The organism is Nonomuraea sp. NBC_00507 (assembly GCF_036013525.1).
GTDB lineage: Bacteria > Actinomycetota > Actinomycetes > Streptosporangiales > Streptosporangiaceae > Nonomuraea.
Window position 1 is genome coordinate 4,648,610 of sequence record NZ_CP107853.1, and the last position, 16,624, is coordinate 4,665,233.

Sequence of the window (16,624 nt, forward strand, 5' to 3'; positions counted from 1 at the left end):
GGCTATATCCCGGCGTTCAGCAGCGAGGCGATGCGCTCCTCCTCGTAGTCCAAATGAGCCACGAGCTCCTTGATGAGCCGGTCGACCTCGCTCAGAAGCATCTCCCGATCCGGCTCCTCGCGGGACAGCAGGGCCTTGAGCTGATTGAGGAGCTCGTCGATCACGACGTGCTCGGCGCTCAGCCGCTCCAGCGCCGGACCGAGATCCGGATGCCGCGCACCAAGGGCGGGGAAGACGCTCCCGTCCTCCCTCGAGTGATGGCGGTGGAGCTCCTGGCACATGGTCAGGCAGTTGATGCGCAACTGCGTCCCGAAGCGTGGCCCCGACTCGGCGACCTCCTTGCGGATCAAGGCCAGTTCTCTGCGGAACGAGCCATGGATCGCCACGAGGGCGTCGCCGAGCTTGTCGGCGGCTGGGCCGCCGTCGATTGGCTCCAGGGCGATCACGGGCAGGATCCTGGCGGCTTCGGCCTGGTAGACGGCCCAGCCGGCATCCGCCTCCACTGCACGGGCGAACAACGCCTCCCGTTCCTCGCCCCGCAACTCCGTCGCCCTCGCTCGGTAGATGTACACGCCGGTCTCGATGGTGACCTCGGGATCGGCGAGCAGGTTGTGGTACCAGTCCGGATCAACCCCCGCGCTTCCACCCGAGGCGATGACGAGAAAGCGTTCACCGTCCGGCAGGAAGTTCAGCGGGGTGGTGTGCCGGACCCCCGTCCAGGCCCGGCCGGTCGTCAGCAGGAGCAGCCTCATGTTCTCGAAGGGGCCGCCGACCTGGCCATGGTTGGAGCGGAACTCGTCGATGATCTGCTGGTTGACGTCGCTCGGCATTCTGATTCCACTCCTATGTGATGGTGGTCGCCTTGGAGGCGCGGCCCGGGTCGCCGGACGCCGGTGCCAGCGGCGCGTGCCCGGGAGGGAAGTTCTCAACTACGCCTGGGCACCACCCCGGTCACCGTGGTGCCCTCGCCTAGGACGCTGTTGACCGACAGGCTGCCGCCGGCCTCGGCGAACGCCATCCGCATCCGCGCGATCCCCCGCCCGGACGCGGGTCTGGGAAAGCCTTGGCCGTTGTCGCTGACCGTCAGGCGCACTCCGCCCTCGCCCGACGTCACGGCGATGGACACGGTCTTGGCCCGGCTGTGCCGTTCGACATTTGACAGGGCTTCGCGCATCGCGGCCATGACGCAGCTCGACACGCGTGACGGCACGCCGGTGGACGGCAGGGCCCAAATCTCGACAGCGATGCCCGTGCACTCGGACCACTCGGCCAGATAGCGCTCGAGTACCTCGGCGAGCGTGACGATCGACCTCGTGCGGCCGATCATTTGATCAACCCGTAGGCGATGGTCATCGACCCGATGCCCAGCACGATGAAGGCGATTTGGAGCCAGGAGAAGAGCGGTAAGCCGGACAGCCGCGGTTCGTGGGCGTTGAGCAGATCTGTCGGTGGATGTCCGGAACGCTTAGTTGTCAAGGAAGCCATGATGGAAGTAACCACGGTAAAGCTGTCCACAAGCACGCCCGTTCTCTGACCGGTTCATGACTGCGGTCATCGATCGAATACGACCTGCCGACGGCCCGGCCTTCGAGCGCGATCCCGGCGGATCCGCGCGGCCCAAGGCGGAACCTGTCGGCATCCGGCCCGGCGGGTGGCCTCCCCCGTTGGGGCCATCCGCCGAGGTCGGCTTGTGGTGGGGAGATTCGTCAAGCGATGGCTTTGACGGCTTGCATGATGAGTTCGGCGACGGCGCCGGGCTGGGAGGCGGGTAGTGCGTGTGAGGCGCCGGCGATCTCCACTCGCTCGCGGGCACCGGCGCGTTCAGCCATGAACCGGTGCGCGGCCAGCGGGATGTTGAAGTCCAGCTCGGGATAGATGAACCAGGACGGTAGCTGCCGCCAGGCCGGTGCGTCGGAGGTGTCCTGCAGCGCCCGGTCGTTCAGCGGCCGCTGGGTGACGGCGTCCAGCGCGGCTCGCCCGGCCGGCAGGTCGGCCGCGAACTGCTGGTGGTAGCGCTCCTGACGGATGTACAGATCGGTGCTGCCATCCGGCAGCGCGACCGCGTTCAGCGTCTCGCCGAGCGTGCTGCCGGGGAAGCGGCCGCTGAGCTCGGCGATGCTCTCGCCTTGCTCGGGTGCGAACGCGGCTACGAACACCAGCGCTTTGACCTGTTCCTGGTCGCGTACGGCGTTGGAAATGACCTGGCCGCCGTAGGAATGGCCGGCCAGTACGACTGGGCCGGCGATCGAGGCCACCAGGCCGGCCACGATGTCGGCGTCGCCGGCCAGGCTGCGCAGCGGGTTGGCGACGGCGATCACGTTCAGGTCGTGCTCGTGCAGGTGGGTGATGACGCCGTTCCAGCTGGCGGATTCGGCGAAGGCGCCGTGGACGAGGATGACGGTGGGCGAGGTCATGACTGCTCCTGGTGGGTGTTCAGCGCGGTGGAAAGGAAATCGACGGCTTGGCGGATGGCGCCTTCGGCGGCGTGGGTGTCGCGCAGGGCGTTGAGCATCACGAAGTCGTGGATGATGCCCTGGTAGCGCACGGCGGTGACGGCGACGCCGGCCGCGCGTAGCTTGTCGGCGTAGGCTTCACCCTCGTCACGTAGCACGTCGGCCTCGGCGGTGATCACCAGCGCCGGCGGTAGGCTGGCGAGCTGGTCGGTGCCGGCTCGCAGCGGTGAGGCGGTGATCTGCGCGCGCTGGTCAGGGTCGGTGGTGTACTGGTCCCAGAACCAGCGCATGCCGTCGCGGCGCAGGAAGTAGCCCTCGGCGAACTGCCGATAGGAGCCGGTGTCGAAGGCGGCGTCGGTGACCGGGTAGAACAGCACTTGCGCCGCCAACCCGATCGCGCCATCTTGTTCGGCCATCAGGGTGAGGGCGATGGCCATGTTCCCACCGACCGAGTCTCCGGCCACCGCCATCCGGGAGGCGTCCAGGCCGTGGCCGGCGCCGTGCTCGACCACCCAGCGCGCGGCGGTGTGGATCTGCTCGATCGCCACCGGGTAGCGGGCCTCGGGAGAGGCGCTGTAGTTGACGAACACCACCGCCGCACCGACGCCGAGAGCCAGCTCACGGGCCAGCCGGCCGTGGGTGTGATCGTTGCCGAACACCCAGCCGGCGCCGTGCACGTAGATGATCACAGGGAGCGAGCCGGCGGCGGCTGCCGGCCGGAACACGCTCACCGTCAGCTCGCCGGCGACCGTGAGGATCTCTTTGCTGGTGCCGGGCACCTCGATCTCCGGGCTCTGGGCCTCATCCACGGCCTTGCGGCCGTCGGCGGGATCGACGTCGAACAGGTAGGGCGGCGCCGCGGTCGCCTCGGCGAAGGCCTGCGCGGCAGGTTCGAGTACGGGCTTACGCTGCATGGATCGCGCTCCTTGCCAGAGGAAGGGGGATGGGAGGGGTCAACGGGCGGTGCGTGCGGCCTTGACGATGAGCTGGGCGACCTTGTCCGGCTGGGAGACCGACACTGCGTGTGAGGCGTCGGCCTGCGCCGTGGAGGCCTTGGCGCGGCGGGCCATCCAGCGCTGCGCGGCCGGGGGGATGTTCTTGTCACCGGTGGCGATCAGGGCCCAGGACGGGATGGTTTTCCAGGCCGCGGCGGTGGCCTTCTCCTCCAGCGCCGCGACCGCGATCGGCCGCTGGGAGGCCGCCATCGCCGCGGCCTTGCCTGCCGGAACGTCGGCGGCGAACTGCTTGCGGAACTTGTCCTGCTTGATGGTCAGTTCCACCCCCTCGGCGCCGGACGGCAGTCGATAGGTCCACTGCTGGGTGTTGGGGCCGAGGGTGCTGCCGGGGTACTTGCCCGACAGCGCCAGCGCGCTTTCGCCGTTGTCCGGCAGGAACGCCGCGATGAAGACCAGCGCCTTGACCGAGGAGTTGCCGACGGCGGCGGCGCTGATCACCGCTCCGCCGTAGGAGTGGCCGACCAGGACCACTGGCCCCTTGACGTTGCCGAGCACGCTTTTGAGGTAAGCGGCGTCGCCTGACAGGCTGCGCAGCGGGTTGGCTGTGGCGAGTACCGGGTAGCCGTCACGTTTGAGCTCGGTGATGACGTCGTTCCAACTGGAGGCGTCGGCGAACGCGCCGTGCACCAGCACGATGGTCGGCTTGGCGCGGGCGACCACACCGGCTTCTGCGGGGGCGGGGGCCAGCAGCAACGCGCCCAGCGCGGTGACCAGCCCGGCGGTGAGTGCGGCCCGGCGGCGCATCGGCTGAACTGCGGAAGCAGTCATGATCTTCTCCTGGTAGTGATCCGGCTCGGCGCGATCGCGAGCTCGTATCGGCGAGGTTAGGGCCGCGTCAGGACATGGAGTTGTGTCTGCGCGCACCGGCTCTGCTCTGCACTGGCACCAGACACACGGCCTGGGATGTTGAGCGAAGAGCTTCGGGCGATGAGGCCGGCCTGGTATGTGAGCGCGAGGTAGGCCCCAGTTGCGCGGGGAGACGCGAGGCATGGACAACCAATGGACGGTGAACGGCCTGGGGGATGAGCAACTGTCCGAGGTCCTCTTGACGTGCGGGCTTCTCCGTTCGCTCCGGCGATTGACCGCCGCTCGGCCGGAGAAGCGCCGGCACTCGAAATGAAGGGGACGAAATGATCAATTGGGCCGGTTTCATCCCTGCCGCGCTTCTGGCGGCACTCATTCCTGGGGCCAGTCAACTCCTCGGCCTGAGCAATGCCGTGCGACATGGCACTGCCTGCGCTCTGGCGGGAGTGGGCGGGAGGCTGGCCGCCTTCGTGGTCCTCATTGGACTGGTCATCGCCGGGCTCGGCACGGTGCTGTCGGCATCGGCCACCGCACTGACGGTGGTCAAGTGGGTGGGTGTCGTCTACCTCGGCTGGATCGGGTTGTCATGCCTACGGCAGGCCTGGCGACCGCCGAGTGCCGAAGCGACCCCGGCCGTCCCTGTTCGTCACGGGCTTCGGCCGCTTGTCGTCAACGAATTCCTCGTGGCGCTGAGCAATCCGAAGGCACTGCTGCTCTTCGCAGCTCTGCTCCCGCAGTTCACAGGCGGCTCCGGATCAGCCGCCGGCGCACAGATCGCCCTGCTGGGCGGGGCCTATCTCGGCATCGAGCTCACCGTCAGTCTGGGCTACGTCGTCCTCGGCGGCGTCATCGGCGCAACAGGCCTGTCGGACGGAACCCGCCAGAAAGTTGATCTCGGTAGTGGTGTGTGCCTTGTCGGCCTCGCGGGAGTCCTCGCTGTGGATGAGGTCTTCCGTACCTGACCAGCGGTATCGCCATTCGTGCTGATCCGCGACGCTCTTGCGCCGCCCGCGCAGGAGGCCTTCCGCGCCTCGACCTGCTTGGCTACGTACCCGATCACGTGTGCCCGTAGAGCTCGCGGTGCCACAGGTCGGCGCACACGCGTTCAATGCCGGCGCGGAGGTGGCGGCGGTAGGTGGTGAAGGGTAGGTGGAGCCGCTCGGCGGCGAGCTCCTGGGTGGGGGCGCCGCGTAGAAAGGTGATGTCCAGGGCGCGGTGCAGCTTGATGGCGCGTGGATCGTCGTTCAGTTGGTTGATCTGTTCCTGCAGCAGGTTGCGCAGGGCGATGCCAGGGTCGGATACCGGATGCTCGGTGACCAGCCTGGTGTGCGCCAGAGGGCTGGCGGCCAGCGCGCTGGGCTGCGAGAGCAGGCGCAGGGTGCTACGGACGGCGTCGTGGAACTCTTCACGCGAAAGCACGGCGAGCTCGGGTTCCGGCTCGCCGGTGTGTTGGTGTGATCCGGACAGCGGAAGCCGGTTGAGGCGCTCCAGCCATGCCGTGGGAGGGACCGCGCGCCAGTCGTGCACGAACAGGCCGTAGGGGAGCTCGCCCAGCCGCGGTCGTTCGTCGATGTCGTGCATGTTGTAGTGGCGCAACTGGGCGGCGCAGTCGTCGGGGTCCCGCATGGCCAGGTAGGACCAGGCCATGCGGTCGGCGCGCAGGCAGTGGCCGATGGCGCGCCGGTGGATGAGGTCCATCACCGGTGAGCTGCCACGGTGGGCAGGTAGGGTCCAGATGCGGCCGACGGCCAGGTGTTCGCCGGCGCGCAGCGGGGTGGTGGCGCGGGCGTGTGTCCATGCGGTGGCGATGATCGGATCGGCGGCGATTTCGTTCTCGTCGGGGCGCTCCAGGCGCAGCCAGGCGAAGAAGGCGACGGGCTCACCGGTCGCGGTTCGCCGGTAGAGGCGGAACGTCTGAGGCCGGCACCGGGCCCAGCGGACAGCGGCGGCAGCGGACTCCTCGTTGTCGCCGGCGGTGGCCACCTGGATCAGCGCGTCCATGTCCTGGGGCATGAAGAGGTCTTCATGAACCTCTGCACGCCCGCTCCAGGTGCGGTAGCCGGAGGTCAGCTCATGGTCGCGGTTCAGGAAGAACAGCGACCCTACGGCGGCCGGCACGTCGGAGTCGGCCGCGCCGGAGAGCTCGCCGGCGAGATGGGCGTGAATGCGCTGGTGCACGTCCGCATGGCCGTGGGGGTCGCGCCAGCGGAGGTCGGCTTCCAGCACCTCGCGGACCACGTCGTGGGGGAACAACCCCGTAGCGGTCGACTCGACGAACGGCAGTCGCCGCAACCAGGCGAAGAGCGGTGCGATGCCGTCATCCGGCGTGACTTCGTCCGGCATGACCGCGCGGAGCAGGGCTTCGGTGGTTATGTAGGCGCGAGCGCACACCTGCAGCGCCCGCCGGTGCGCCGCGGAGGGGACCTCGCCGATCAGTTGCTCCAGCAGAGTGGCCACCACGTTCTGGTCCGGGCGCCACCGGCTGCCTGCCTGATAGTCCTTGACCGCCGCGGCAGCGCCCAAGGCGAGAGCCAGCGGATGTCCGCCGGCGAAGGCCAGCAGCGGCTCATGCAGATCGGCTGCCACGCCGCGGCACTGCATCAGTGCCCGAGCGTCGTCGGGGGCCAGCTCACGCAGAGTCATCACCCGCAGCATGTCCGCCCAGCCGGGATCGGCCTGCCAGATCATGTCAGGTGGGATCCGGCCGGCCACCACGACCAGTACGCCTTCCGGCAGCCGGGGCAGGAACCGTTCGTGGAGCCACCCCTCCAACCCCTGGATCCGCTCGAAGGCGTCGATCAGCAGCACCGCCCGCTCATCGTCCAGCACGGGGGCGGCCTCGGCCTCGAACACCTCGGGTGAGACGGTGATGGTGCGCCCGTCGATGGTGGACACCGACCGGCCCGCCGCCGCGGCCTCCTGGGCGAAGCAGCGCAGCAACGCCGACTTGCCGATGCCCCCGGGGCCGTGCACGAACAGCACGCTGCAACTGCCGCCGTACAGGGCTGCGTCGAAAACGGCCAGTTCCTCCTCCCGCCCGACGAACGCTGCCTGGCGCGCGCCCTGCAAACGCCGCCCCAGGAGGCCGGACCCCTTGCGCTCCTTCAAGAACATGGCGCAAGCCTAGGTACGAGGCGGATGACAGGCTGTGCTGAAAGTGCCCGCGCTTATGCCCATCCTTGGCCTGAGATAATCCTGGGCCGCTACAGCGGCAGACACAGCGCTTCCGAAACGAACGTCGAGATCCTGCCTGTACCCATCCGTGAGACCGTGGTGTCCGTTCTATAGCGCCGTCCCGGCGACAGAGGCATAGCGGTGCACGCAGAGAATGGGCCTCGGGCACACACGCCCTAAGATCTCATCACCATGGTCGAAGGAGATCGCGTGCCACCTGACGCCCTGCCGATGCCCGTTCTGGAGTATGCGGTTCAGGCGTTCATTGACGCACATCCCCCCTTGTCCGTACCACCAGCACCGCAGGAGGGTCAGGATGGTGAGACCGGGGTGGATGTGCCGGCTCCGCCGGAACAGGACGCGGACATCGAGCAGGAGTGGCTCTCCCTGCCGGGCGGCCCCACCGGACGGGTACGCGCACGCATCATCCGGCCCGCCGGGAGCGTCGGCCCGCTGCCGGTCATCCTGTACGTCCGCGGGCCCGGCCGGCTGCTGGACGGCGACGGCACCCGAACCCGGCTGGCCGGGGATCTCGCCGTCGGCGCGGACGCCGCCGTGCTGGTGCCCGAGTACGACCTGCCTCCGCGATCTCGCTACCCGGTGGCCATCGAGCAGATCTACGCTGCGGCCCGCTGGGGCGCCAAGCAGGGCGGCCAGGCTGGGCTGGACGCTTCCCGCATGGCGGTCGTCGGCGATTCGGCCGGCGGCAATCTGGCCATCGCGCTCACTCTGATGGCCAAGCAACGCGGCGAGATCCGTCTGTTGCATCAGGTGTTGTTCAGCCCGGTCACCGACGCCGGCTGCGACACGCCGTCCTTCGCCCGGTTCGCCAGCGGCTACCTGCTGGGACGTGAGAGCATGCGCTGGTTCTGGGAGCACTATACGACCACGGCACAGCGGGCCGAGATCACGGCCTCGCCGTTGCGCGCCGCGCTCGATCAGCTGGCGGGCCTGCCACCTGCGTTGATCGTCACCGGCGAGGCCGACGTGGTGCATGACGAGGCCGAGGCGTACGCGGCCAAACTGCGGGCCGCGCGGGTCCCCGTGGCCGCGGTCCGCTACCTCGGCACCGTGCACGACTTCGTGGCATTCGACGCTCTGCGTGGCACCTACGCCTCCCGTACCGCGCTGATCCAGGCCATCGACGTGTTGCACGTGGCCCTGCACAGCCACGTCCACTGACACCGCATCGCCTGAGACGTGCGGATGGACGACCGGGCGCGGCCCGCGTTCGAGCTCCGCCGGCCGCGCGCAGGTCCGGCTGAACGCGGCCACGCGCCGTTCGGCGGCCGCAGGACCATGGCCGTACTCGGCGCGATCGGGCAGCAGGGGGACGCCTCACCACCGACTTCCACCCGCATGAAGGCGCACCGGAGCGGGGCGGCCGTCTGGGCACCAGGGAGATCGAGGGCCGGTTCGCGGCCTACCGAGACGCCCTCGGCCTGGACAAGGCGCTGACGCCGCACTGCCTGCGCAGCGCGTACACGGTTCATGTACAGGAGAACGGCGCGTGAGATCCTCTGTCGATCCACGGTGAGGAGTGACGTGACGGCGACGTTGGGCGGCGATGCTCCGGCCGTCCACCGCCGAGGCGTGATTCGGCGGTGGAATGCCAAGGTCATGAGACGGGTCTTTTCCGCAGCCGCCGAACTGACGCAGACCGACTCGTCGCGGCGGCAGGCCGCTCGGCGGTGTGGTTCGAACAGATGGTGGCGGGTGCGGTTACCCGATGGCGGTCAGTAGTTCGCGGCGGAACAGTCCGGGTGTGGGATAGCGGGAGGCCTCGGCGCCCAGTGTCATGATCAGGTCGATGAGGCCGGGTCTGGCCAGGACGTGTTCGGCGGGTTCGAGCATGGAGCCGACCTGTGCGTAGGCGCGTACCAGGTCGGGGTGGGAGAGTTTGGCCGCGTCCAGCGCCCTGATGATCTGCCAGGCCGGGTCGGCCGTCTCGTACTGCTCGCCGCTGATGTTCGAGTCGATCTCGGCGAGCCGGTGGGCGTCCCAGTCGCGTAGTGCCCGGTAGTAGGGCGCGGCCGTGGTTTCCAGCGCTTGGGCGAAGGCGAGGCTCAGCTTGATGTGGTCTTGGGCGTCGATGGCGTCTCGCAGCAGTGCGCCCTGTGTCAGCCCCATCGACAGTCCTAGACCGAACGTGGTGTTGGTGGTCGCCCAGGCGTCGCCCAGGGCGAGCAGGCCGGTCACCACGGGGAGTCCGTCGGCAACCAGGTCGCGTCGCCTGGTCTGGCCGGCCGACATGACCTGTACGTCGGTGAGCGGCTCGCCGTGTCGTGCCCAGTGGGCGTATTCGGGGAACAGCTCGATCGCGCGGTCCCAGGCGCTCGCGTCTCGCAGGGCCCGCAGCTCGTGGTCGCGGCTGGAGGCCACGAGGATCAGGGACCAGGTGCCATTGTCGCCGGGTAGGGTGCCTGCGGTGATGGTCTCTTGGTGGGTGAGCGGCCAGTGTGTGGCTTCCGGCAGTCCGTTGCCGTTGTCGCGGTAGTGCCGGGCGTAGTAGATGAATCCCGCGGCGGCTCGTTCTTCGGTGTCGAGGATGGGGCCGAGTTCCGCGAGTATCTTCGGGATTTGGGAGTTGCGGCCGCTCGCGTCCACGATCAGGTCGGCATGGAGCACTTCTCCGTTGCGGGTCTCCACTCCGGTGATGTGCGGCACGTCGGGCAGTGGTGCTCTGCCGGTGACCAGCCGGGCGATGGTCTGGCCCCGCCGGATGGTGATGCCGGGGGTGCGTGCGGCGACGGTGGCCAGCGCGAACTCCAGGACCGGCCTGCGGGCGGCCATGGTCTCGTAACGATGATCCTCTGGGAGCCGGCCTCCCAGGGCGGGCAGGTCCCAGGTGCCGGCGATCATGTTGTGCCGCCTGGCGCCCGCCGTTTCGAGTTCGGCGACCACCTCGGGCAGCTCCTGCCGCAGCAGGGCCAGCGCGCGGGGCATCATCACGTGCGGCAGGCGGAACTGGCTCACTCCCGGCCGTTCCCAGGACTGCCATGCCTCCAGGCCTGTCGAGGAGGGCCCGTCGGGGTCGCGCTCGAGCACGGTGATGTGATGGCCTTGCCCGGCGAGCAGCATCGCGGTGGCGAGGCCGGTCGGTCCGGCTCCGATAACAATAACGTTCATGGTCATACCGCTTACGGTCGGACCGGGAGCCGCCCGTTCACCAGGCCGGACGGTGCCCACTTACTGCCCATCCGCTACCCGTGGCAAGAGCGAAGCCGGCCGCGGCCTCGGCGTGCAGGCGCGCGCTCGGGAACACCGGGACGCTGCTGTCCTCCTCGCAGATCAGGAGTTCGATCTCTGTGCAGCCGAGGACGACGCCCTGCGCGATGAGTTCAAGCAGGACACGGCGCGGCTGGTCCGCGAGTCGCGCCGGGTCCTGCGCGGATGTCGCGCGGTCCCAGGGCGGCCGGAGCGAGATCGCGTGCCTCTACCACCCGCCGGCCGCGTACCCGTGCAGAGCGTCTACGACAGCCACGCCATGTGGCGGGCGATGCTGTAGCCCCCGACTCGCCAAGCCGAGACACCTCCCGGCCTCTCCCGCTTCGGGCGTGACGCCTTGCGACGGCTGCTCAGATGCCATCGACGGTGACGACTACAGGGTCTGGTCGTCAGCAGTTCCCGTTGGTTCCGGGTGCCGCCGAGCTACGTGACAGTTGACGGCCCGTGTGAATGCCCGGCCGTGATCCGAGGCCGGCTTCCTGAACCCTCGTGCCGGGCAAAATGAGCACTTTGCGGACACGGGCCGGCCTGGGAATTGAGCAACGATCCACCCGATGCTGGTCCGGCACGATGCCTGACCGAGGGAGGATATACACACATGCTTGCCAAGCCTTCCTCTCCGCAGGAGCGCAGCGCCGCCGCCCGCGCCCGGCTTCTGGCCGCCGCCGACGAGCTCTTCTACGCCGAGGGCATCCATGCGGTCGGCATCGACCGCGTCATCCAGCACGCCGGCGTCGCCAAGGCCACCCTCTACAACACCTTCGGTAGTAAGGAAGAACTGGTGCGCGCCTACCTGCGGGCTCGCCACGCCGCCACGCGGGAGCACATGAGCCGCGAGCTCGAGCGGCGCTACCGCACGCCACGGGAGCGCCTTACCGGGGTCTTCGAGGTGCAGGGCCTGTCCTTCACCGCCCCGGGCTTTCGCGGCTCCGCCTTCGTCACCGCTGGCGCCAACACGCCACCCGGCGGGGCTGTCGAGGAGGTGTCCTCCGACTACCGCGCCTGGCTGCACTCGCTCTTCCACGATCTCGCCGAACAGGCCGGGGCCAACGATCCCAGGGGGTTGGCCCGCCAACTCGTCCTGCTGTACGACGGCGCGGGCATCAGTGCCTGGCTGGATCACGACCCGAGCGCCGAAACCACCGCCCGTTCCGTTGCTCAAGCGCTTGTCGATATCGCGATACCCGGGCCCATAGCCGTGTCTTCGTGATGGCACTTGGTCACTTCTGGGGACCGGGTTTCGCGCCGGGGCCGCGCGCCAGTAGCGCTCGAAGGTCCGCTCCGGACGGGCGTCTCAGGACGCCCGTAGGCCGGTGATGACGGACTCGGCCAGCTCCAGCAGATCCTCGCGTGACCTCGCCGACGCCTGCACGTCGACGAGGGCCTCGTCGGCGCCCACCTCGGCCACGGCGCGCAGATACTCGACGACCTGGTCCACCGTGCCCACATGGGGCACCTGAACCGGCGCGGCCGCCTCGGCGACGATCGCCGGGTTCACCCGTACCACCATCCGCAGCTCCGACGGGTCGCGGCCCGCGCGCTCTGCCGCCCCCAGCACCATGCCCCATGCGTTCCGCAGGTCGGACGGCGGCAGCGCCACCCCGAGCCAGCCGTCGGCACGCCGGCCGACGCGTTCGAGTGCCGCCGGGGTGAAGCCCGCCAGCAGGACCGGCGGGCGTGGCCGCTGCGCGGGCTTCAGCCGGACGTGGGACGGCGGCACCGTCCACAGCGCGCCCTTGTGCTCCACCACGTCCTCCGTCCAGACGGCCTCCATGACGTCGAGCGCCTCCTCCAGCCGGGCACCCCGCCCTTCCCAGGGCACTCCCGTCGCGGTGTACTCGTCGCGCAGCCAGCCCAGCCCGATGCCGACGTCCAGCCGCCCGCCGCTGAGCAGGTCGAGCGAGGCGAGACTGCGCGCGAGCAGGACGGGCGGCTGCCACAGGGCGTTGAGCGTGCTGGTGCCCAGCCGCACCTCGCACGTGTTGACGGCCGCCAGCGTCAGCGCCGCCAGCGGGTCGAAGAACGTCGCGAAGGCGGGCGGCATCGTGCCGTCGCCGCCCGGGTAGGGGTCGCTGGGCGTCAGCGGCGCGAGGATCCGGTCTGCCGTCCACAGGCTGTCGTAGCCCATCTCCTCGAGCCGCGCGCTCGCGCCGCCGATGAACTTCGGGTCGGCGAATGCGCCGTATTGAGGGACAGCGAAGCCGATACGCATACGGGGCTCCCTAGACGATTGTGCGGCCCGAGTGGTCGCCGTGCGCTCGGGACCCTAACCAGGCTCGTTGCTCAGAGGGCAGGTCATCGGCTGCTCAGTCCTTGCTCAGGTGAGCAGGAACTTGGCGTCCGATCGACCTGGCAAGTGAGGCCACGCCCCGACCAACTAGAGGGTGGACGGAATGGGCCAGAAAGGGACCGCCCCTGCGGCCAAAACTGAGCGATGCGGCGCCGTGGCGCAGGTCGTGCAGGCGGATGGGCGGCAGGCCGGCCAGGGTTTCGGCGTCCAGGGCGATGGTGCGCACGGAGGCGTCGGTCTTGGGGGTGCCCCGTGCACTTGCCAAGCCAATTGCACGAGCTGCCAGTTGACTGTGAGGGCTTGGCCGTTCACATCGACTTCCTTCCAGCGCAGCCCGCAGGCTTCACCGCGGCGGAGCCCGCGCAGGGCAATGAGCCGATACAGGGCGAACAGTCGGTGGCGTTGGGCTTCTTCGAGGAACAGGCGGATCTGGGCGGGTGTCCAGACCGTCACCGGGGAGGGGCGCGGCACGCTGGTGTAGGCGTCGATCGGATCGACCCGCCGACCGCCCCGGCGCTGCTTCTCGGTGCGTCGATACTCATGGAAGCCGGCCTGCCAGGTGCGGACCCGCCCGGTCCTCGGTCCACACCAGAGCCACAGGTCGCCGTGGAAGTCCTGGGCGATGTCGTGGACCCAGACGATGTCCAGCCGGTCGATGCCCAGGCGCTTGAGGCTGTCCTCGATCGAGCGCTCGGTGGCCGCAGTGGTCCACTCGTCGAGCATCCGGTTCGGGTACGCGCCGACCGTCATGCCCCAGGCGATCGCGGCCGAGGCCATCAGGGCGCTGTGGCGGCGGGCAAGGGTGAACGTCCCTGACAACAGTCCCGCCGCCACGCCGGCTGGGTAGGCGGCGTCCCAAGGCTGCCGCTCAAGCTTGATTGATTCTCACCCCGCATGATACGAATTGCGCAAATATCGGACTGGTCCGTAAATGGAAGGCAGCCCCCCATGCCGTTCAACGCAGTCGTCGCGGGCGTCATGGCCGCCGTCCTGACGACCGGCGCACCAGCGCCGGTCGTCGAGGACCTGGGCCCCGCGTCGTCGGTCACCTCGATCAATGGGTCGGAGTTCGTCGGCGACAAGCTCTACGTCGCCACCGGCGGCATCAAACCGACCAGGATCGGCGCCTACGACCCCGCTCAGCGCAAGGTCACCTCCATCACCGAGCTGCCCTCGGGCGATGGTGCCTGGGCCACCGCCGTCGTCGGCACCGACCTCTACGTCGGCACGTACACGCCCGGCGACATCCACAAGGTGGACACCACCACCGGGACGGCCACGAAGGTCGCCGACGTCAAGCCGGACAACTTCGTCTGGTCCATGGCCGCTTCCGGCGACGGCAAGCTCTACGCGGGCACCTACCCGGGCGGCAGGGTCGTCGAATACGACACCGCCACCGGCCAGACCCGCGACTTCGGCCAGGCGGCCGCTGGCGAGCAGTACGTTCGCAGCATCGCGGTCGACGACACCACGATCTACGCCGGAGTCGGCGCACACGCGCATCTGATCGCCATCGACCGGGCCACCGGAGCCAAGCGCGAGATCCTCCCGCCCGAGCTGGCCGACCGCACTTTCGTCGCCACGCTCACCTTGAAGCAGGGGCTGCTCGCGGCCGGCCTGTCGGCGACCGGTGACATGCTGCTCATGGACACGGCAGACCCGTCGAAGTACACGGTGGTCGACGCGCCAGGCGACTCCTACGTGACCGCCATCGAGATCGACGCGGCCAACAACGACGTCTACTTCGGTACGCGTCCCTCGGGCACGCTCTACCGCTACGACCGCGACACCGCCGAGCTGGAGAAGCTGGTCGTGCCGTACGACGGGGCGTATTTCAACCGGATCTTCCTGCGCGGGGGCAAGGTCGTCGCGGTGCTCACCAGCCAGGTCGTCGAATACGACCCGGCCACCAAGGAGCTGACCGGCGTCGACCTCACCCAGGCCGGCATGCCGCCCGCGCCGGAACTCGCCATGGCCATCACGGCGACCGAGGATCAGGTACTCGTCAGCGGCAAGGCCGGGATCCAGGTGCACGATCTGGCCACCGGCACGAGCACGCGCACCTTCCTGCCAGGCGAGGCCAAGGTGATGACCCCGATCCACGACCAGGTCTACCTGTCCGTCTATACCCTTGCGTACCTGTTCAGCATGCGGCCTGACGGCTCCGACCTGCAGCGCCTCACCCGCGTCGGCGCCGACCAGAACCGGCCGCTGGCCGCGCACTACGACAGGCTTACCCGCCGCCTGCTGGTCGGCACCCAGCCGGAGTACGGCCTGCACGGTGGCGCCCTGGCCCTCTACGACCCGCCCAAGAACGCCGTCGAGGCCTTCCGCGACGTCGTCGAGAACCAGTCGATCAGTGCGATCACCAGCTTGCTCGGCACCGCCTACGTGGGCAGTGAGATCTACGGCGGCCTCGGCACTACTCCGATCGAGCCCGAGGCCAAGCTCGCCGCCTTCGACCTGCGCACCAAGCAGGTCCGATGGAGCCTGGTCCCGGTGCCAGGAGCCAAGCGGATCAGCGCGCTGACCGAGCAGCGCGGCAAGCTGTACGGCATCGCCTCCACCGGAGTCGTCTTCGAGTTCGACCCCTGGCACAAGAAGGTCATCAGGACCGTCCCGGTGCCGGTGACGGGTGGGGGCAGCGGCTCGCTGGTCGAGGCCGGCGGCAAGATCTACGGCTCCGACGGCAATCAGGTCTACCGCCTGGACACCAGGACCATGACCGTTTCCACGGTCGTGTCCGGGCTAGCCGCCCAGGCGTACGGCACGCAACCGCTGCTGGCGGCCTCGCCTGACGGCAGCAGCCTCTACGCGCTCAAGGCACGTAACCTCGTTCGGATCAAGCTCTGACACGTGAATCCACACGCGTCCTGATCGCATAGGCGAATACACAGGTGCCGGGACGTCCGCGTGACCCGCAGGATCGAGCGCCCAGCGCACTGCAGCGTGCGCGTAGTCCGGACGGTGCTCGGCGTACACAGCGGTCCGCGAGTGAGACCTCCGGGAAGGGGGTCATGAGGCGATCGTGGCCGCCCCCACCACGCGTGCGGTAAAGCTGGTGGTCCACGACTTCGAGCCCGGCTGGGACGCCTACACCGAGAAGCCCGGCCATCAGCTGCCGGTGGATCTTGCGTTCGCCGACGTGCACCCCGAGGAGTACCAGGCGCTGGTGATCCCGGGCGGCCGCGCGCCAGAGTACATCCGCACTGATCCCGACGTCGCCCGTATCGTGTACTACTTCTTCGAGCGCGGCCTGCCGGTGGGCACGATTTGCCACGGCCCGCAGGTGCCGGCCGCGCTTGGCCTGCTGCGCGGCCGTACCACGGCGGCGTTCCCGCCGTCGAGGACCGACATGGAGATGGCCGGCGCGATGGTCTCCTGTCGTGGCTGGCCGGACCTGCCTGAATGGTCGCGTGCCTTCATGCGCGTGCTGGAGGGCGCGAACGTGTCGTTGTGAGGTGGTTCGGTGCGCGCTCGGTTTCCGATCCGCCGGGCCAGTTGCAGGATCAGGGCCGCGGTCAGGCCGTGATAGCCGACGTTCATGTCGAAGCCGACGGACAGGACGACGACGGCGGCCATGCAGAGCAGCGTGAAGGCGCGTGCTCGAGGGCGCTGCGCCCCCGCCGCGGGCGCGACCGGGTCTGCGGGGTTCGGCC

At 69.1% G+C, this 16,624-nt stretch carries 16 protein-coding genes; 6 read left to right on the top strand and 10 right to left on the bottom strand.

What is annotated here, in order from left to right:
- Positions 1 to 2 precede the first annotated feature (2 nt).
- The 6 genes from OHA25_RS23035 to OHA25_RS23060 form a co-directional block, all read right to left on the bottom strand.
- Positions 3 to 830: a nitroreductase/quinone reductase family protein gene (locus OHA25_RS23035; RefSeq protein WP_327589562.1), complete on the bottom strand. Its 828-nt coding sequence runs from the start codon at positions 828 to 830 to the stop codon at positions 3 to 5.
- 95 nt (positions 831 to 925) lie between these two features.
- A complete protein-coding gene (locus OHA25_RS23040) occupies positions 926 to 1,327 on the bottom strand; it encodes a sensor histidine kinase (protein ID WP_327589563.1) in 402 nt (133 codons plus the stop codon).
- Positions 1,324 to 1,521, bottom strand: coding sequence for a hypothetical protein (locus OHA25_RS23045; protein WP_327589564.1), 198 nt, complete (start codon positions 1,519 to 1,521; stop codon positions 1,324 to 1,326). The genes OHA25_RS23040 and OHA25_RS23045 overlap by 4 nt, the downstream gene beginning before the upstream one ends.
- 185 nt (positions 1,522 to 1,706) lie before the next feature.
- A complete protein-coding gene (locus OHA25_RS23050) occupies positions 1,707 to 2,414 on the bottom strand; it encodes an alpha/beta fold hydrolase (protein WP_327589565.1) in 708 nt (235 codons plus the stop codon).
- Positions 2,411 to 3,367: an alpha/beta hydrolase gene (locus tag OHA25_RS23055; RefSeq protein ID WP_327589566.1), complete on the bottom strand. Its 957-nt coding sequence runs from the start codon at positions 3,365 to 3,367 to the stop codon at positions 2,411 to 2,413. Before OHA25_RS23055 ends, OHA25_RS23050 begins: the two co-directional genes overlap by 4 nt.
- Before the next feature lie 39 nt (positions 3,368 to 3,406).
- On the bottom strand, positions 3,407 to 4,237 hold the full coding sequence (locus tag OHA25_RS23060) for an alpha/beta fold hydrolase (protein ID WP_327589567.1): 831 nt from the start codon (positions 4,235 to 4,237) through the stop codon (positions 3,407 to 3,409).
- Positions 4,238 to 4,599: 362 nt separating this feature from the next.
- Here OHA25_RS23060 and OHA25_RS23065 point away from each other — a divergent pair, with 362 nt between their 5' ends.
- Positions 4,600 to 5,235, top strand: a complete 636-nt coding sequence (locus OHA25_RS23065; protein WP_327589568.1) for a LysE family translocator — start codon at positions 4,600 to 4,602, stop codon at positions 5,233 to 5,235.
- A gap of 94 nt (positions 5,236 to 5,329) precedes the next feature.
- Here the strand turns inward: OHA25_RS23065 and OHA25_RS23070 are convergent, their stop codons facing one another.
- Positions 5,330 to 7,387 (bottom strand): ATP-binding protein, encoded by a 2,058-nt coding sequence (locus tag OHA25_RS23070; protein ID WP_327589569.1) that lies wholly within the window; start codon positions 7,385 to 7,387, stop codon positions 5,330 to 5,332.
- A 390-nt stretch (positions 7,388 to 7,777) separates the two neighbouring features.
- Between OHA25_RS23070 and OHA25_RS23075 the strand changes: the two genes are divergently transcribed.
- The gene (locus OHA25_RS23075) at positions 7,778 to 8,629 is read left to right on the top strand and encodes an alpha/beta hydrolase (protein WP_327589570.1); all 852 of its coding nucleotides are present in this window, start codon (positions 7,778 to 7,780) and stop codon (positions 8,627 to 8,629) included.
- Positions 8,630 to 9,169: 540 nt separating this feature from the next.
- Here OHA25_RS23075 and OHA25_RS23080 read toward each other — a convergent pair.
- Positions 9,170 to 10,576 carry an FAD-dependent oxidoreductase gene (locus OHA25_RS23080; RefSeq protein WP_327589571.1) on the bottom strand — a complete coding sequence of 469 codons (1,407 nt, stop codon included), beginning with the start codon at positions 10,574 to 10,576 and terminating at the stop codon, positions 9,170 to 9,172.
- On the opposite strand from OHA25_RS23080, the gene OHA25_RS23085 reads away from it, so the two are divergent.
- Positions 10,575 to 10,955, top strand: a complete 381-nt coding sequence (locus tag OHA25_RS23085) for a hypothetical protein (protein ID WP_327589572.1) — start codon at positions 10,575 to 10,577, stop codon at positions 10,953 to 10,955. The two genes, OHA25_RS23080 and OHA25_RS23085, sit on opposite strands and share 2 nt — an antisense overlap.
- Positions 10,956 to 11,273: 318 nt before the next feature.
- The gene (locus OHA25_RS23090) at positions 11,274 to 11,885 is read left to right on the top strand and encodes a TetR/AcrR family transcriptional regulator (protein ID WP_327589573.1); all 612 of its coding nucleotides are present in this window, start codon (positions 11,274 to 11,276) and stop codon (positions 11,883 to 11,885) included.
- An 84-nt stretch (positions 11,886 to 11,969) separates the two neighbouring features.
- Here OHA25_RS23090 and OHA25_RS23095 read toward each other — a convergent pair whose 3' ends face one another.
- Both OHA25_RS23095 and OHA25_RS23100 read right to left on the bottom strand, forming a co-directional pair.
- Positions 11,970 to 12,887, bottom strand: coding sequence for a TIGR03619 family F420-dependent LLM class oxidoreductase (locus tag OHA25_RS23095; protein ID WP_327589574.1), 918 nt, complete (start codon positions 12,885 to 12,887; stop codon positions 11,970 to 11,972).
- A gap of 165 nt (positions 12,888 to 13,052) precedes the next feature.
- A complete protein-coding gene (locus OHA25_RS23100; protein WP_327589575.1) occupies positions 13,053 to 13,799 on the bottom strand; it encodes a hypothetical protein in 747 nt (248 codons plus the stop codon).
- 114 nt (positions 13,800 to 13,913) lie between these two features.
- On the opposite strand from OHA25_RS23100, the gene OHA25_RS23105 reads away from it, so the two are divergent.
- Both OHA25_RS23105 and OHA25_RS23110 read left to right on the top strand, forming a co-directional pair.
- A complete protein-coding gene (locus OHA25_RS23105) occupies positions 13,914 to 15,818 on the top strand; it encodes an outer membrane protein assembly factor BamB family protein (protein WP_327589576.1) in 1,905 nt (634 codons plus the stop codon).
- 175 nt (positions 15,819 to 15,993) lie between these two features.
- Positions 15,994 to 16,425 carry a DJ-1/PfpI family protein gene (locus OHA25_RS23110; RefSeq protein WP_327589577.1) on the top strand — a complete coding sequence of 144 codons (432 nt, stop codon included), beginning with the start codon at positions 15,994 to 15,996 and terminating at the stop codon, positions 16,423 to 16,425.
- Positions 16,426 to 16,624 lie beyond the last annotated feature (199 nt).

Bases quoted from the DNA above. Each gene is read 5' to 3' on its own strand.
- OHA25_RS23035 (WP_327589562.1), bottom strand. From the start codon at position 830: ATGCCGAGCGACGTCAACCAGCAGATCATCGACGAGTTCCGCTCCAAC.
- OHA25_RS23040 (WP_327589563.1), bottom strand. From the start codon at position 1,327: ATGATCGGCCGCACGAGGTCGATCGTCACGCTCGCCGAGGTACTCGAG.
- OHA25_RS23050 (WP_327589565.1), bottom strand. From the start codon at position 2,414: ATGACCTCGCCCACCGTCATCCTCGTCCACGGCGCCTTCGCCGAATCC.
- OHA25_RS23055 (WP_327589566.1), bottom strand. From the start codon at position 3,367: ATGCAGCGTAAGCCCGTACTCGAACCTGCCGCGCAGGCCTTCGCCGAG.
- OHA25_RS23060 (WP_327589567.1), bottom strand. From the start codon at position 4,237: ATGACTGCTTCCGCAGTTCAGCCGATGCGCCGCCGGGCCGCACTCACC.
- OHA25_RS23065 (WP_327589568.1), top strand. From the start codon at position 4,600: ATGATCAATTGGGCCGGTTTCATCCCTGCCGCGCTTCTGGCGGCACTC.
- OHA25_RS23070 (WP_327589569.1), bottom strand. From the start codon at position 7,387: ATGTTCTTGAAGGAGCGCAAGGGGTCCGGCCTCCTGGGGCGGCGTTTG.
- OHA25_RS23085 (WP_327589572.1), top strand. From the start codon at position 10,575: ATGGTCATACCGCTTACGGTCGGACCGGGAGCCGCCCGTTCACCAGGC.
- OHA25_RS23080 (WP_327589571.1), bottom strand. From the start codon at position 10,576: ATGAACGTTATTGTTATCGGAGCCGGACCGACCGGCCTCGCCACCGCG.
- OHA25_RS23090 (WP_327589573.1), top strand. From the start codon at position 11,274: ATGCTTGCCAAGCCTTCCTCTCCGCAGGAGCGCAGCGCCGCCGCCCGC.
- OHA25_RS23095 (WP_327589574.1), bottom strand. From the start codon at position 12,887: ATGCGTATCGGCTTCGCTGTCCCTCAATACGGCGCATTCGCCGACCCG.
- OHA25_RS23105 (WP_327589576.1), top strand. From the start codon at position 13,914: ATGCCGTTCAACGCAGTCGTCGCGGGCGTCATGGCCGCCGTCCTGACG.